Below are 16,241 nucleotides of genomic sequence, written 5' to 3' on the forward strand. Positions count from 1 at the left end.
GGGAGAGAATATGCTGCTACACGACGGCGCCGGAGCCAACGGCCAGGAACCACGTAAGGCGAATTGGCTGTCCTGCGGCCTCGAGACTCTCATCGATGAGCGGTCGCGCACTGATCGGCCCACCACCGCGAAAGGCGAGCATGATTTTGATATCGTAATTGTCGGCAGCGGCTACGGCGGGGCTATTGCCGCTGCCGAACTGAGCGGTTGCACGGACCAGAGCGGCAGGTCGCCACGCATCTGCGTGCTTGAGCGCGGCAGGGAGTACCTGCCCGGCGCGTTTCCGGGCCGGCAGGCTGATCTTGCCGGACACGTGCGCTTCGCCACGCCCAAAGCGTCACGCCAGGGCGGCGCGCACGACGGCCTCTATGACATCCGGTGGAGCGACGACGCGGTCGTTGTGGTCGCTTCCGGTCTAGGCGGCGGCTCTCTAATCAATGCGGGCGTAACGGAAATGCCGCACCCCACCGTGTTTCAAGAAGCACGATGGCCCAAGGCAATCCGCGAAGCCAGGGATCTGAAGCGCCTCGCTACCCGGCTCCTCCCGCTTTTGGGCGCAAATCGCCTCCCCGGCAAGCGTGCAGACGAGCTGAATAAGACACGGCAGCTGAGAAAGCTCGCCAATCACTACAAGGCAGCACTAACTCGAATCACGGTTGCTGGTGCGGCTCGCTCGAACAGTGCTGCCGTCAAGATAAACAAGTGCCTCATGTGCGGTGACTGTGCGGTTGGCTGCAATCATGGCGCCAAAGATTCTCTCGATAGCAACCTGCTCGTTTCAGCCGCTCGCAAGGGAGCGCGTATTGTTACCGGCGCCACCGTCATTCGCGTTTCAGTAAATGACAATGGCACCGGTGGATGGATGGTGCATGTCAATCACACAGACGAGCACCTACGTGATCGGCAGCCTCATCCCTTCGTAATTCGAGCCAAGCGGGTCATACTTGCCGCCGGCACATTGGGCTCGACTGAGATTTTATTGCGCTCGCAAGGCGAGCTTCGCTTCTCAGCCCAACTCGGTCGCAAGTTCTCCGCAAACGGCGATATGCTGGTCACCGCCTACGACGTAACCGAGCCTGTCAACGCCGTCGCGGATGAAGCGCGGCCCATTCATGCGCCCCCCAAGTTGGACGCGGAAGCGATCGGTCCGACCATCACCGGCATGATCGATCTAAGGGACGGCAACCCGAAAACAGATCTCGTGATCGAGGACCTGGCGGTGCCAGGTCCGCTTCGCCGCTTGTTTGCCGAGGCGACCACCACGTTCCGAGTCCTCAATCAACTCGCTGACCCGGACTTCAAATCGCACGAGGCCGGATGGCCAAAGAAAGATACTGCGGCGGTCGATCAACGTGCGATCAAACACTCCCTCGTGCTCGCTATGATAGGCCGTGACGACGCCGAGGGCGAGCTGACCCTTGGGGACCGGCCGGTACGCGACAATGCCGACGGGCTGCTAACCGTGCGCTGGCCCGCTCTTCGAACGGATCCACGGCTGCAGCAACATCATGCACGACTTGCCAAGCTAATGGAGCAATCGAAGCTGGGCGGAACCGTCGTCAACAATCTGATGTGGCGGCCGTTCTCCGATGCGCTGGAACGGCTGTTCGAAGCTCAACGCGGGCCTTTGGTGACTGTTCATCCGCTCGGTGGCTGCGCTATGGGCGACGACGTTCGCCAAGGCGTTACAGACGATTGCGGGCGCGTGTTCGACGCCAATGGGCCGAGCCGGCAATCGGTGCACGAAGGACTGGTTGTTCTCGACGGCTCGATTGTACCGACCTCGCTTGGAATCAATCCGTCGCTGACCATCTCGGTCCTGGCGCTGCGCGCCATCATGCAGCTGAAGGCGCAATGGAAGCTGAGGGACATCCGGCTTGGCCTTCCACTCGGTGAGCTCGAAAGGCCGATCTGCGCCACCACTGATATCATCCGCAATCCCGCGCCCACACGGATCGAACTCACTGAGCAGGTTCGCGGTCACGTGCGACTGCGCACTCCGACTGGAGCGTACAAGCCGCATCGCGTGCAGATCACGCTAACCACCGAGCCCACCGCGCTTGATACGCTCTTTGCCTGCGAGGCAGACGGGCAGCGCAGCCTCAGCATCGCGCCTGGCAAAGGCACGCTTACAATCTTGAAAGCCGGGAGAGACTTCGATGCAGTCTCTGACCAAGCCCGACGGGAAGATATCGCATTGGAAGCGAGCATCTCCGGGCAACTACGCCTCTTCGAATTTGCACAGTCCAACTGGTTTTTTCGAACGGCGCGCGCGTTGTGGGCGTGGGTTGGCAATCGTGGCCTGCGCGACCTTGTGCAGGACCGTCTGCAGTGGTTCCAGGAGTTTCTGCATTTGCGACCGCGCCCCGAACAGCTTGAACCGACGCCGTCACGTGGTAGCCGAATGTGGCAGTTTGTCAGTGGGATTGTATCGGTTTGTTCGCGCGCAGGCGCTGTCCGCTTGATCACATATGATCTGACCGTCGGCACGGTGATCTATAGCCCCGGGTTCGATGCTTCGCGGTTCAAGGACCAGACGATTCGAGCAGTCAAGCGCCTCACATATTATCGAGCCGCCAGCCCCTTTACGCAGCTCCTGCAGATGACGGTTGAGCATTTTCCGGAGATGCGCCCGCCGGTCATCCGCAAACTTCCGCTGCTCGAGTTGAACAAGCGCTACCTCGCGCGGCAACAGATACCCCTCGTGCGCGTCGTGAATCAGCAGGACGGCATCGCAGCTTTAAGCGATATGCTCTCGTTCGTACTGTATGCGTTTCGAGTTGTCTTACAGATTCACGCCCTGAGCTTCCGCCGGCCAGACGCGCCACTCGCTCGGATACCGCAACGCCTGCCAGAAACAGCGCCCGGCCTACCGGAGCCACAGATCGAGTGGCTGACGGTTGATGAGAAAATCGAGCCGCCCGTCCGAATCCGACTGACCCGCTACGATGGCTCGGCACGGCAGCCGGTTGGGGGCGCCGTTACACGGCCTGTACTCCTGATTCACGGCTATAGCGCGAGCGGTACAACATTCGCGCACCCTGCGGTGACGGGAAACCTGGCGCATACGCTGTGCAAGTCCGGCCGAGACGTGTGGGTCCTTGATATGCGTTGCAGTGCAGGCCTGCCCACAGCAGCTAGCGACTGGCCGTTCGAGATGATGGCCGCCCAAGACATTCCGATTGCAATCGAGCATGTATCTGCCGCGCGCACGAACGGCCATAGCCAACCTTCAAGAGTTGACGTAGTAGCGCATTGCATGGGGGCCGCTATGTTCAGCATGGCTATGCTGGCAGACGGCCCGCGCCACGAACGACTGCGTCATAAGATCGGTAGAGTTGTGTTCTCGCAGGTCGGACCGGTCATGATCCTGAGCCGCACCAACGTGCTAGCCGCATACATCATGCGTTACGCGCGGCCATTCGTTTCCATGCACGAGTACACGTTCAGCCCCCAAGGCGAAAGCACCCTCGTCGGCCAGTTGTACGATCGTGTCCTCACTGCGATGTCGATGCCGCGCCACGAATTCAAGCGCGAGAATCCGTTCTTGCCTCCCAGGGCCACCCCATGGGCGGGGACGCGACACCGCATGGATGCCCTCTACGGTCGCACGTTCTCGCTGAAGAATCTGTCGACGACAGTGCTTGATCGACTGGACGACTTCTTCGGACCGATCAGTATTGAAACCGTATCGCAGGTTATCCATTTTGCCGGCTACAATACCGTCACGGACAAGCGCGGCGTCAACCGCTATGTAACGCCGCAACGGATCGCCGAGAGACTGACATTTCCAATGATGTCAATTCATGGCGACAAGAACGGTCTCGTCGACGTTGCGACGCTCGCGCTCATGCGAAACACCCTCGAAGTGGCAAGCGTGCCTTACCTCAACGCGATACGCGGCTATGGTACGGGAGACCCTACCGCAATGTCGCAGTCCCCCGATCAAATTGAGAAGCTAATCGCCGATAGCGCGACCTCTTTGGCACCTGGGCAGGGGTCCTATCTCACCTGGCGGATCGAGGGGTATGGCCACCAGGATTGCCTTATTGGCAAACGCGCAGGTCGTAACTGTGGCGTGATTGCCAAGTATCTGTGCGCTCCCGATCCACCTGCAGGTGCCGCATGCTCGGCTGCTCCACAAGCCGGCCGAAGCCGCATCTCGACCTTCCAGGCAGCAGCTCCTGCGTATGGGGTACGAATCCGGGTCCTCAAATATCCCGGCAAGATCCGTATTCTCGCAAGCGACAGCCCCGGCCGCGGTCGCCCGCGTTGCGCGCTTGTCGTTCCGGTCGCGCAAGACGGCGACCGGTTGGTGCCGCTACATCTCGGCGGTTCGAGGGCGATGCCGACGGACATCAATGGCCTAAGGAGCTTAGGTGTATGTATCGGTAAACCGGTCAGACTCCGCAAGCGACGGCGCCGACGTCTTGGTCCCTACTTTTTCGACGTACCGTTCAGTGATTGGCCCCGCCATGCTCCCGAGGTACTGGTGCTGTTGTTGTACAATCAAGCCGACGGTATCGGCGGCAATCCGCGTCCGCCGGATCGAATTGTCCAGTCGAAATCGCGGCTGACCAACGCTGTGAGCGAAGCGCTTACGTATGACACAATCAGCGACTTGCGTGGTGGCCTGATCCGAGGATCTACATCTGATCTCACGTCTTTTGACGATGTTGCGACGCCACCACGCGTCACTTTTGCGTTGGGTAGCTGCCTGTATCCGAACGATATCCTGAACCACATGCCAGCCGCTGAGAGTGCGACCTGGGGCGTCGCTGATGCCACGCTACTCAGGCTCGGCCAACGGCTAGGTGAGGCCGCACCTCCGACCCTGTTGCTGTTGGCCGGAGACCAGATCTATGCGGATGCGACGGCGGGCCTTTTCGATCCAAGATTGAAGAACTCGCTGTACCGCATGTCGCAGGAGCGCCGTGGCGAAAGCCCAGGCGCAAGGGCCGTGTTGCAGCGCCTCGACCTCGACGTCCGAATGATGCTTGACGATCATGAAATCCGCGACAATTGGGCACCGAATGACCCGCATGCGGCCACACTCCTGCGACGCGGAAGGGCCGCATACTGGCTATATGAGCGCGCCTCCCCCGAGGCGCTTCCCGCGCTCTGGCATAAAGTCATGCACAAAGGCCTTCCATTCTTTCTCGCGGACGCTCGGACACAGCGGGAGCCGCGCACTGCTGCAGACTGGCGCAACAAGGCGATCATGCACCCTGCGCAATTCCGCAAGCTTTGCAAATGGCTCGCGGTGCCCCGGTTCGCGAAATCGCCGAAATTTGTGATGACTGCTTCCGCGCTATTGCCGAGACGACTGACAGTTTCGCAAGAACCTGCAATCGCGCTCGCTTCCGACGCCTGGGAAGGATACCCCTTGTCATTGCACTCCCTGCTACGGTTTATTTGCGACCATCAGATCGAGGGCGTTGTGTTCCTTTCGGGCGATGAACACATCAGCAGCGTGACCGAAGCACGCGTCACATGCCTCGGCACTGGAAACAGCTGCACTCTGCACTCCATACATAGCTCTGGGCTGTTTTCACCCTATCCATTCGCCAACGGTTCGCCCGGGGATTTTGTCGCGAAGGACGCGTTTGGATTCAAGCATTCCGACGGAGTCAATCCGCTCCAAGAGTATCGATGCGAGGTTACAACGGAATTTTATCCCGGCGACGGTTTTGCGCTGGTCACAGCCCGCAGCACCTCACCAAGGTGGTTCCTAGATGTGGAGTTTTCCAGGAGCGAGGGATCGACGTCGCACCCTAGCATGCGCCTGATCTAGACGCTCTCTGAAGGCAGCGTATTGAGATAAACCAAGCGTCGGGAAGTTAAGCAAGTCGCTTGGGACGTCGCCTTTGGGTCGAAAGGCGACCTTCAGCATTCGCCCTTCCTTCGTCTGCTTCAGAATAAGGAGCCGACCTCAACGTTCTACGGACCCCTGCCGCTGACTGATAAGCATTTCGTGAGACTGATAAGGTTTGCGACCAAACCTTATCAGTGATCCACATTGACGCCATTGCATATGGAGGCTCATCAATCGGCGGCTGCCCCATTCGAAGGAATGGGCTGGATAATCCAGCATCCGATCAATCTTTCCCTTCCTCGCAATCTGCGGCAGAACTTCGCTACCGATATTGATTCTCGACGGCTGCCTTACTGACGCCAAGCGGCTGGCCCTTGCGGGCATTGTCCAAGACTGCTGCCCTCCGAAGGCAAAGGTCACACGTTCGAATCGTGTCGGGTGCGCCAGTAAAATCAGGTACTTATCGAACTTCCGACTTGTTATCGGCGGAAGCGGGTAAGCACCGGGTAAGCGCCCTATCGCTTCTCACGGATCTTGAACAAGCGCTCTAAGTCGGGGTCATCAGCCGCCCTGGAGGCTGCGCGCGCGAGCTCAAGCGTTACAGCAGCCGCTTCTTCATGACGATGGACTGATGATCGCTGCTATGCGTCGAACATCGCGCCCCCTTTTCTTCGCTCTGTTTGCGCTCGTTACGCCAGCCACTGCGGCAATCGACCCTATGGCCATATCCATGCATGCGAGCCGCGGCTCGACCGACCTTGATCCGTGGCAAAGGATAGATTTCCGCTCGTCGGGCCTCCCCCTCCGAAACACGGCTCAGATCAAAGTCGCGATCCGCACTAAGGGCCCTAGCATCCAGGGCATGATAAGGGTACCGGGTGCACCGGTATCCAACTTCGACACCGGCAATGGCTTGACGGTCGTTGATTTAATTAACGTCGGCAACGACAGCAGCGGCTACGCATAGATTGCCGCTCTAGAACTTCTGTTCACGCAAACAACGCTCGGCCAATTCTATCAAGTCTTCGCAGTCGACTATGGTGAGAAAGTTGACTAGCGGCATCTTTAGCCAAAGTCCTGTCGTTAGGACGACCGAGGTTCCGATCAGGTACGCTAGGGCATTACGACCCTTTCCGACCGCAGCGGCTGCTTGCGTTGCCGATTTCGATCAAGTCCGCTTCAACTCGGGCTAGTTACGGAAACGGAATTTGCATCAAAAGGGATTAGCTTCTCTAGGCTGAGTTGGCCTTTTGCGGGCTGTGCGCATGCTAGAGACGCGACCGCCATCGTGCGACGTTCCGCGGGCATCACGCGCCGCGCAATACGTGCGCATGTCGAGGGATCACCAAAAGTACTCGCCGGAAAATCAGCGAACGGTGATCGCTGCGTACGCTTCCCAGCGCAATATTGAGGTGGTGCGGACCTATATCGACGAAGGCCGCAGCGGCCTCACCATTATCGGACGGGACGGTCTTAAAAAGCTGATAGCAGACGTCCAATCCGGTAGCCCAGACTTCAACTGCATTCTCGTTTACGACGTCAGCCGGTGGGGGCGGTTTCAAGACACGGACGAGAGCGCGTTCTACGAGTACATTTGCAAGCGTGCAGGCATAAGCGTTCACTACTGCGCCGAGGAGTTCGAAAATGACGGAAGCTTGGCGTCCGTCGTTCTGAAAAGCTTAAGTCGGGTCGACGCGGCAGATTTCAGCCGCAAGCTTTCACGACGCGTCTTCGTCAGCCATTGCCATTTCGTCACTCTCGGATTTTGGCGCGGCGGCCCGCCTGGCTATGGCTTTCGTCGCCAGACGGTCGACGAAGTGGGCAAACCGCGGGTTCTGCTTTTGCCCGGCGAACAGAAGCATTTCAAGTTAGACCGGGTCGTCCTTGTGCCCGGACCGAAGTCAGAGATTGATGTGGTCCAACGCATATTCGCCGACTTTGCGAGTCGCAAACTGACAAGAACAGAAATCGCCAACAAGCTGAACGCCGAAGGCATTTTCAATGCCATGGGGCGACCTTGGATGATGCAAACGATCGACGACGTTTTGCGGAACGAAAAGTATGTTGGTCACAACGTCTTCAACCGCCGCTCTTCGAAGCTGATGCAGAAGCCGATCGAAAATCCACCTGATATGTGGATACGGCGCAATAACTCATTCGAACCGATCGTGTCGCAGGCGCTGTTCGATAAGGCGCAGAGGGTCTTGTCTGATCTCGATCACGGTCGAAAGCTTAGCGATCTGGAAATTCTCAGTAAGTTGAAGGCCCTTTGGCGAAGAAAGGGGCATCTCTCTATGCGATTGTTAGAGAGAGCGAAAGATTTGCCCGATTGGACTGTCTACGCGAGGAGGTTTGGTTCTCTCATGAAAGCATATCAGCAAATCGGCTTCGAACCGAAGCCGCGCTACCGCTACGTGGAGACGGGGCTCAAGATCGATGCGATCATTCGCGCAACTGCTGAGGGTATCATTTCCAATCTGAAAGCCGGCGGCGGTACGTCGTTCCTACCGGAGCTTTACTTACTCACGGCCGAAACGAACCTCACAATCGCAATAGCCGTCGCATGGTCTGTGTCAGACGGAACAGTCGCCGGGCGACGGTCGAGAAGATGGGAGGTGAGGAAGCTCAGATACTCTCGGTCGGACTTCGTTTTGGTGATTAGGATGGATGCGGCCAACAGCGAAACGCAGGATTATTTCCTTGTGCCTACGCCTAACCTGCCGCCTACCCAAGGGCGCCGCAAGCTGCGCGTTTCAGATCGAATATTCGGTCAGTTCCGGCATGATGACCTCGGTTCCGTCCTGCACGCGCTGCGCGAGAAGCTCAGGCAACGCCGCGAAAGCTGAACCATCAGTTCGCGTGCACCCATGGCCAACTCTTCTCAAACCAAGCGAGCCCGGCAGTTGCGGCGGCAAATATTGCGGTGATCCAAAAGTTTGATCGACCACCGGCGGCGGCGATAGATCGCAAATAGAGAAACGCCCCGAGCAGAGTTCCGTAGTTCCTTCGAAAATCCCCGTTGAGCTTGGCAATCTTCGACAGTTCGGTCGTTTCGACTTCATTCGGCATAGGCTGGCTCCCAAGTTGGACCAGCACCTTATGAACCACTGTTCTGCCCGACGGAGCAAGTATTATTTCGGTATATCAGCACATGTCGCGCCATACGACGGCTGCGAACTTCGTCGCAATTTGGCCTAGACCTAGCTCTGACGGATCTTAACTCGGTTAGGTTGCGGTGCTAGAAATTCGGGATGATCGATTTCGTTAAAAGCATTTTGGGCCGCGAGCTTCCGCCGGATGCAGCGTTATGGCATCGCTGGCGGCTGTTCGTTCCTTTTGTCCGCGACGTCAATGGCGCTTGGATCTTATCCGACGAAATTTGGCGACGACGTCGCAACGGACGATGGGAATACAGCCGCCGTCCACCGACATACGACGACTACCTTGACCGGGCCTGGTGACTTGGCGGAATGAGGAACGCAAACAGTAGCGTCCAGAGCGTCAGAGCACAGATCGGTATCGTATAGTATTGGGTGAATATCGGGTGGGTGATGAAGAAAGTGAGATTGATCGCAAGCCCGCTTCCGAGCAAGAGCGCAAGACGGTTCTTACCCTGATGCCAGCTCCCGAGGGTCCAAAGCAGCGACAGAACAACTAAGAGCGACTGGGGGTCGCCGAGATAGGCTCGAATGGTCTCACCGTCTAGTGAAGGAGCAACCACATCAGCTGCGCTATATGTGGTCGAGAATGGACTACCGGCGTTGATGGCATTGGCGACGAGGGTTGGGCTCATGCCAATCACGAACGCGACGGCGAACAGCACTCCATCAGAAAACTTTGTTGCTTTGCGCGTGGCAAGAAAGGCGACGAGCAGATAAGCGCAATAGCCCGCCGACAGAAGAAGATTCGGCACCCGCATATTGACCGCGATTCCGATCAAAAGGCCGATGATCGGAACGAGAACCATCCTCTGCCTTTGCCGCTCTTCAGCGAACAGCCGAGCTGTCAGAAGTCCGGCAGTGGCGCAGAGCACCATGGTTGGCGCGATCGAATAGCTCGCTTTGACCGGATTGATCATCATGTAAATCGCGACAAGGCCGAAGGCCGTCGCGAGGGCCAGTTGCGCTCTCGATCGCGACAGCCAGATGGCGGCACAGGCAAACAGGAAGATGATCAGCGTACAGACGGAATATAGCGCCACGACCTGGTGACCGGACGGGAATAGCGCCAGCATCAGGCCGGTGCCGGGAGGATACTGAAGGACCAGCTTGCCCGTCGCTGACATTGGGGTGTGGCAGACCGGCGCCTGACCATCGACCCACGTCGATAGGTTCTTCATCTTGGCGAGAAAATAACCGTCGTCATCCCGCGCGAAGTTGGTATCGAGGCCACCAAGACCAAAGCGCTGAAACAGATGCGCTTGCCGCAAGTAGCAGATATCGTCGTTGACGCCACGGTCCTCAGACCATCGCGAGATCGAGACCAGATGGCTGGCAAGGATCGCAGCGCAGAGCAGGATACCGATGGCCTTGCCGAGACGCAGGGAGCTTTCAGGCAAGTTCAAGGCACATAGTCCTGTGTGGTGACAGTGAGGCCATGCAGGTCTTCAATCCCTGGGGGTTTGCGGATTGAAGGCAACCGGCTTGCCTGTCGCTACGCCGGTATGCTCGCGCCGTTCAATCTCATCGACGACGAACAGGGGCCTCTCCTTGCTGCTCAAATAGATCCTGCCGACATATTCGCCAATGATGCTTAGCGAAACGAGCTGGAAAAGCGAGGCCAAAATTGTCGAGATCATCAGGCTGGTCCAGCCCGGCACGACTTCAAGATACATCCAGGAATAGAGGGAATAGCCAGCAACGACCAAGAGAACGAGAAACATACCGAGCGCAGCCAGTGACGAGAACCGCAGCAGCACCATGGAATAGCCAAGGAAGGCATCGGTCGCAAAGGCGACCATCTTGCGGAACGGGTATTTGGTCCTGCCGGCGAAGCGTTCCTGCCGGTCATAGACAAACGCCACCTGTCTAAAGCCGAGCGAGGCGACCATGCCGCGGATGAATCGATCCCGCTCCGGCATCCGGGCGATGAGGTCGGCAACCCGACGAGACATCAGCCGGAAGTCGCCGGTATCGCGCGGGATGATGATGTCGGTGGTGCGCTCGAGCAGGCGATAGAACAGGCTAGCGGACTTCTTCTTGAACCATCCCTCGCCGGCGCGGCTTCGTCTCTGGCCGTAAACCACATCGGCACGAGTGTCTCCCATGCGCTTGAGCATCGGGCCGATCAACTCCGGTGGGTCCTGAAGATCGGCATCAATGACCAGAACCACGCTGCCATTGACCGCGGCGAGGCCTGCTGTGAGCGCGATCTGATGCCCGAAATTCCGCGATAGCCGGATGCCGGTTACCTGGCCACACTTGGTAATCTCGCCGTGAATCATGTCCCATGTGTTGTCGGTCGACCCGTCGTCGATGAGGATGATTTCGTAGTTATCGCCGAAGATGGCCGCAGCGCTGGCGCGGCAACGCTCGACGAGATGAGCAACACCTTCCTGCTCGTTGAAGCAGGGCACAACGATCGAGAAAAACGGCGCGGCCGAAGCGTCAGACGAACTAGCGACCGATGCGTGTGTCATGGAGGACAATGCCTTAAGGGGCCGAACGGGAGGTGGCCGCCGGGTCGAGACCGTTGCTGATCCGAAAGCCCACACAGGCAGGGTCAGGATGGGTATAAAGTCCGACGCTGAAGCAGCCTCCGACATGTTTCACCCATGCCTCAGCCAGCGGCGTGAAGGGATTGGCCTGCGCCGTCTCCATGTCTGTCAGCTGCCGCTGAAGGCTTTCGAGATAAGGGCCGAGTGAGTGCTCATCCGGATGATAGCGGACGGAAATCGTATTCTGCACGCCTAAGGCCGTCAAAAATTGCGGGAGCGAGTGGACGCCTTCATAGGCGATCGGTCCTCCGGCCTCGATGATGATGGGCCGGTCGGGCGTCGACCTCGCGAGCTGCGCAAGCCTTTGCACCTCGACAAAAAACGTGCTGGTCGCTTCGATATTTCGTCTAACGGCCGCCGCGAGCGCTGGCGGCCGTCCGAGATGGCTCGTCACCAGGAAGAAAACGACGAAGAACGCGGCGGCGCACAGCGCATGATCCACGGTTCGTTTCGGGTAGCGAAGCCCGACTCTAGATGCAATCTCGGCAATCAGGATGCATGCCGTGAGCGGGATCAGCAGCATTGCCGGAAAGTCATAGCGGTTGTTGTGCGGGAATAGCATGCGATAAAGCCCGCACTGGGCGGCGTACATGGCGATCACGAAGGCATACGCGGCGAACGCCGGCGCTGACTCCAAAAATCGCTCCTTCCAGGTGCGGGTCGGTATGACCCCAAGCAATTGAAGCACAACGATCGGGAGGAGCCACACCCACCAAGTGCGCCCCAGGCCGTCTATCAAGCCTAGCGCCGCGTACCGCAACGTGACGACGGCTCCGGCGGAGTGGCCGTAATAGTCCGCACCTGCAGAGCGTAACTCGCGAAGGACGACAAGACCGATGGCAAGGATACAGGCCGCGAGCAGCAAGCCGAGCACAGCGACAAAAAGCAGGGACAGCCGCTGGCCCATGACCGCATAGCCAAGCACAAAAGCCGGCAGTCCAGCGGCGATCGGCAGGAAGGTTTCCTTGAGACCGGAAAGAATGATGGCGAACACGGTGAGCGCAACGGCCGCACAGAGCCTCACCGGTCGTCGCTCGGCAAAAAGGATGGCATCAGTTGAGAACAGCATCAGTCCGAGGCAGGCTGCGCCAAATATTTCGGACGGTCCCAGCCGAGACCAGACATCGGCCCACATGGGCAGCAGTGCTACGGCCGCCGTGAGGGCGCCGCTGAGCCACAGCCCGACGAAGCGCGAAAGTCCCGAGCAGATCGAAGCCAGGAAGATGGCGAAGCAAATGCTGTTAACCAGATACCAGAGATGAACGTCCGCTCCGAGAAGCGAGGTTTCCGCAACCTTCAAGAGGTAGAAGCTTGGACGAAATCGGCCCTGCAGCTGACCGACTTCGGTCTTATTGATCAGCGTTTCCCATATCTCGCCGAATGGCAGCCGGAGATCGGGTCCCAGATAGGTGAAGACTTCATGGTCGTCGATCAGCCCCCAGTTTGCCTCCGTCACCTGCCTGCCGGTGAGCAATAAAGAAAAGGCGCAGGCCAATATTGCAACTGCGAACAACTGACGAGTGCGACCTTCCGGAAAAATCAGCCACTCAACCATTGATTTCATAGAATTATTTTGGAATGTTATTCAACCTAAGATTGGTCGTACGCGACGGGTTGCACACTTGCAAGTCGCACCAGCAATCAGATCGATTGAACTTTCGACGTAGCGACGACTGGCGGGACTTCGCGCCGCGGGGTGCGCCGTCAGCACCGCGACGTCAGAGTAGCTCCCCGCAATCGAATCTGCGCCGAACTTCCAGGAGACATTTCACACCCACGACCGGCCGTGGCTTCCATACACGCGCAAGCCATAGGGATTGATAATTTGACTCTCGCCGTTGGCGCGCTTCTCCGGACTGCCGCTTGCAGAGGCGCAAGAGTTGTTCGTGCGCGCGAGCCGCCCCACGGCGCTCGACACGCGCGAGCTTGAGGATTTTTCTCTCTGGGCAGGTGGCGTGTATCAATTCATCCGGTGCCACATGGGCTTTTCCGCGCCGCGCATGGGCCAGCGAGGCCACTTGGCGAGAACATCTCAGTCCGACGACGGATGTCGCCCCCAATGCGGTACCCCGTCCTACTCCGCGGGCTTGCTCCCGCCAGCTGTAATGAGATTTTCTTTGATCTCTCGGTGCACACGCCGCCCCCTAAGCAATTGAAAGACTTTAACTCTCGGTCCAATCCATCATTTGAGCAAGTTTGAGCTAACGTAAGCCAGCCAGCTGGCATCTATGATCCGATCCGCGAGTCAACAGCTAGGCTAGCGCCGAAGCTGCATTAATTCAGGCGAGACAGAGTCGAAAAACATAGTCCCAATCGCCCTCGACGCGAGGGCGAAATACCCGCATTGATGGATACCTTGGGTTGTCGGCGCGATCGAGCAGCCAGAGCCAGTGAGCGCTGTGCCCGAGGAGAACCCAGACCGGCTTTCCCATGGCACCAGCGAGATGCGCAACGGAGCTATCCGTCATGATAACGAGATCGAGCTGAGCGACTACGGCCGCGGTATCAGCAAAATCCGCGATATGCGGATCAAGATCAATGATCGGCCCTCCCCCGCGACAGCAAGGTCAATTCAGCGACCGGAGGGCCCTTCTGAAGACTATGCAGCTGCACACCATGCAATGCGCAGGCCTGGAAAAAGCTGAGAAGCCGCTGCGCGCGTCGATGGTTTTTGCCGAACGTGACGCTGCGGGACCAGACGATTCCAACCTTTCAAGCGATATCCTGGCCGACGCGCCGTCTATCCGTGGGAGCCTCCCGTTACGGTGATCGTCGCGACTGGACTTTCACGAGAGCAGCCAATTGCTCTCGGACACTGGTGAGCACGCTATCCCAATCGCCCGGACGGGATTGCTTGAATTGTCGAAGCGTGCGATACCAAGGGTGCCGCTCCTGATCGAGCAACCAGCGCCAACAACTATTGAACCGGTTCAACAGCCAGACCGGCTGACCGAGTGCGCCCGCAAGATGCGCGACTGCGCTGTCAACGGTGATGACCAGGTCAAGACAAGAGATCAAGGCCGCCGTTTCAGAAAAATTGCGGAGCTCGTCCGTCCAATCCGCTAAAGGCAATTCGGTCGGCAATCGCCGCGGACGTATTGGCGTCATCTCCTTTTGAAGCGACACAAAGGAGACGCCCGAAATGGCGCCGAGGATGCCGAACTTATCCGGGTCAATCGATCGTTGCCTGTCGTTCGCCAGAGCGGGATTTCCCGCCCAGACCAGGCCAACGCGCAGCCCGGGAAGAGCTTCGACCTGACTGCGCCACCCGGCGACACGCTTTCGATCGACCGATAGATACGGCGCCTCTCCTCGAATTTTCTCCGGCGTGATGTCCAGCCAGCGAGGTAAGCTCATCAACGCACAATGCGCCCGATAGGTCGGCAGAGACGCGCCCCTGACAATGACGTCTTCAACTCCGGGCAGATGAGTTAACAACTCGGCGAGTTGCGGAGGAACCTCGAACGCGACGCGTGCACGGCCCTTGAGCAAGGGGACGAAGCGACAGAATTGAATGGCATCGCCGAAGCCTTGCTCGGCGTGGACGAGCAGAACGCCGCCATCGAGATCGGTTCCGTCCCAAACTGGCCCCGTCAGGTCGGGCCGCGGGACCGCCTTCCGATGGGTATCGTAGGTCTGCCACCCCTCCTCGAACCGTCCGGCGCCGAGCAGGGTCATTCCCAAATTGCGGTGCGCCTCCTTGTAATCCGGCTGCAACTGAATGGCTCGTCGATAGAGATCTATCGCAGGATCCAAACGGCCGCTGTGCCCGATCAGTACCGCAAGGTTGCTATGGGCCTCGGCGTAGTCTGGCTTGAGGTGGATCGCTTCCCGATAGTGATATTCGGCCCCCTCATAATCGCCGCATTCCTTCAACGCATTCGCAAGATTGTTATGCGCCATTGGATAGCCTGGCGATAATCTCAGCGCTTCGCGGCAATAATCTTGAGCTTCGACGGCCCGGCGCTGCTCCCATAACAGGTTTCCGAGGTTGTTGAAGACCTCGGCCCGCAACGGCTGAATCTGGAGGGCGCGTCGGAATTGCGCCTCCGCTTCGTCAGGATCTCCGTCGGCCTTGAGGAGGAGGCCGAGGTTGTTGAGGACCTCAGCGCGGTTCGGATCCAGGCGGCAGGCCTCGCGATACTGCACCATCGCTTCGCGGGAGCACCCCAGATCCTGCAGCAGGCTGCCGTAGACAGCCCGCAAGGAAGCGTCCGTCGGCCGTACGGTCACGAGGAACGATAGGCACGAGCGCGCTTCCTCGAGCCGCCCCTGAGATCGGAGCACCTCGGCAAGGCTCAGATGTCCTTCCGTGTTGTTCGGGTCGAGACGCACGGCCTCTCGAAGATGCCGCTCGGCATCCACCACTCGGCCGCGCGCAGCGAGAGCCTTCGCGAAATTCACACGATAGCTCGCGTTCGACGGCTGGATCGCAACCGCCCGCTCCAGGAACTCTCCCGCTGGCTCTGTCTGCCCCCTCAGATACGCAATGACGCCCTTCAAGTTCAGAGCGCCGTCGTGATCCTCGGCATCTCGCAGAATCGCGTCACACATCGGCTCCGCACTGTCCAAGCGACCCACCAGCGCATCCTGGACAGCCTCGTCGAACATCGCCTTGAGGTCGGCTGCCTCAAAGCGAGCTGATGGCACTTCGGCTTCCACTTCTTCGCTCAACATGGCTGCACTGCCGGAGAACGCGACACGTCACGA

The 16,241-nt window shown here is 58.7% G+C and carries 10 protein-coding genes; 4 read left to right on the forward strand and 6 right to left on the reverse strand.

Annotated elements, in window-relative coordinates:
- Positions 1-10: 10 nt before the first annotated feature.
- From NLM32_RS34480 to NLM32_RS34490, 3 genes are all read left to right on the forward strand, one after another.
- The gene (locus tag NLM32_RS34480) at positions 11-5,794 is read left to right on the forward strand and encodes an alpha/beta fold hydrolase (protein WP_254133163.1); all 5,784 of its coding nucleotides are present in this window, start codon (positions 11-13) and stop codon (positions 5,792-5,794) included.
- Positions 5,795-6,446: 652 nt separating this feature from the next.
- Entirely contained in the window at positions 6,447-6,782 is a 336-nt protein-coding gene (locus tag NLM32_RS34485; RefSeq protein WP_254133164.1) for a hypothetical protein, read from the forward strand.
- 298 nt (positions 6,783-7,080) lie between these two features.
- The gene (locus NLM32_RS34490) at positions 7,081-8,661 is read left to right on the forward strand and encodes a recombinase family protein (RefSeq protein WP_256568320.1); all 1,581 of its coding nucleotides are present in this window, start codon (positions 7,081-7,083) and stop codon (positions 8,659-8,661) included.
- A 4-nt stretch (positions 8,662-8,665) separates the two neighbouring features.
- On the opposite strand, the gene NLM32_RS34495 is transcribed toward NLM32_RS34490, so the two are convergent.
- Positions 8,666-8,884 (reverse strand): hypothetical protein, encoded by a 219-nt coding sequence (locus tag NLM32_RS34495; protein ID WP_254133166.1) that lies wholly within the window; start codon positions 8,882-8,884, stop codon positions 8,666-8,668.
- A gap of 182 nt (positions 8,885-9,066) precedes the next feature.
- On the opposite strand from NLM32_RS34495, the gene NLM32_RS34500 reads away from it, so the two are divergent.
- On the forward strand, positions 9,067-9,276 hold the full coding sequence (locus NLM32_RS34500; protein WP_254133167.1) for a hypothetical protein: 210 nt from the start codon (positions 9,067-9,069) through the stop codon (positions 9,274-9,276).
- On the opposite strand, the gene NLM32_RS34505 is transcribed toward NLM32_RS34500, so the two are convergent.
- The 5 genes from NLM32_RS34505 to NLM32_RS34520 form a co-directional block, all read right to left on the reverse strand.
- The gene (locus tag NLM32_RS34505; protein ID WP_254133168.1) at positions 9,255-10,379 is read right to left on the reverse strand and encodes a hypothetical protein; all 1,125 of its coding nucleotides are present in this window, start codon (positions 10,377-10,379) and stop codon (positions 9,255-9,257) included. The genes NLM32_RS34500 and NLM32_RS34505 overlap by 22 nt on opposite strands.
- A 42-nt stretch (positions 10,380-10,421) precedes the next feature.
- The gene (locus NLM32_RS34510; protein ID WP_254133169.1) at positions 10,422-11,453 is read right to left on the reverse strand and encodes a glycosyltransferase family 2 protein; all 1,032 of its coding nucleotides are present in this window, start codon (positions 11,451-11,453) and stop codon (positions 10,422-10,424) included.
- 13 nt (positions 11,454-11,466) lie between these two features.
- On the reverse strand, positions 11,467-13,095 hold the full coding sequence (locus NLM32_RS34515; RefSeq protein ID WP_254133170.1) for a hypothetical protein: 1,629 nt from the start codon (positions 13,093-13,095) through the stop codon (positions 11,467-11,469).
- 715 nt (positions 13,096-13,810) lie between these two features.
- Positions 13,811-13,999 carry a hypothetical protein gene (locus NLM32_RS46440; protein WP_375143602.1) on the reverse strand — a complete coding sequence of 63 codons (189 nt, stop codon included), beginning with the start codon at positions 13,997-13,999 and terminating at the stop codon, positions 13,811-13,813.
- Positions 14,000-14,291: 292 nt separating this feature from the next.
- Entirely contained in the window at positions 14,292-16,208 is a 1,917-nt protein-coding gene (locus NLM32_RS34520) for a tetratricopeptide repeat protein (RefSeq protein ID WP_254133171.1), read from the reverse strand.
- Between the last annotated feature and the right edge of the window lie 33 nt (positions 16,209-16,241).

The sequence above is a fragment of the Bradyrhizobium sp. CCGUVB14 genome, assembly GCF_024199935.1.
In the GTDB taxonomy this organism is placed as follows: Bacteria; Pseudomonadota; Alphaproteobacteria; order Rhizobiales; family Xanthobacteraceae; genus Bradyrhizobium.

What these genes read in the sequence shown, in the direction of transcription:
- NLM32_RS34495 (WP_254133166.1), bottom strand. Translation starts at nt 8,884, where the DNA reads ATGCCGAATGAAGTCGAAACGACCGAACTGTCGAAGATTGCCAAGCTC.
- NLM32_RS34490 (WP_256568320.1), top strand. Translation starts at nt 7,081, where the DNA reads ATGCTAGAGACGCGACCGCCATCGTGCGACGTTCCGCGGGCATCACGC.
- NLM32_RS34485 (WP_254133164.1), top strand. Translation starts at nt 6,447, where the DNA reads ATGATCGCTGCTATGCGTCGAACATCGCGCCCCCTTTTCTTCGCTCTG.
- NLM32_RS34480 (WP_254133163.1), top strand. Translation starts at nt 11, where the DNA reads ATGCTGCTACACGACGGCGCCGGAGCCAACGGCCAGGAACCACGTAAG.
- NLM32_RS34520 (WP_254133171.1), bottom strand. Translation starts at nt 16,208, where the DNA reads ATGTTGAGCGAAGAAGTGGAAGCCGAAGTGCCATCAGCTCGCTTTGAG.
- NLM32_RS34500 (WP_254133167.1), top strand. Translation starts at nt 9,067, where the DNA reads ATGATCGATTTCGTTAAAAGCATTTTGGGCCGCGAGCTTCCGCCGGAT.
- NLM32_RS46440 (WP_375143602.1), bottom strand. Translation starts at nt 13,999, where the DNA reads ATGACGGATAGCTCCGTTGCGCATCTCGCTGGTGCCATGGGAAAGCCG.
- NLM32_RS34515 (WP_254133170.1), bottom strand. Translation starts at nt 13,095, where the DNA reads ATGAAATCAATGGTTGAGTGGCTGATTTTTCCGGAAGGTCGCACTCGT.
- NLM32_RS34510 (WP_254133169.1), bottom strand. Translation starts at nt 11,453, where the DNA reads ATGACACACGCATCGGTCGCTAGTTCGTCTGACGCTTCGGCCGCGCCG.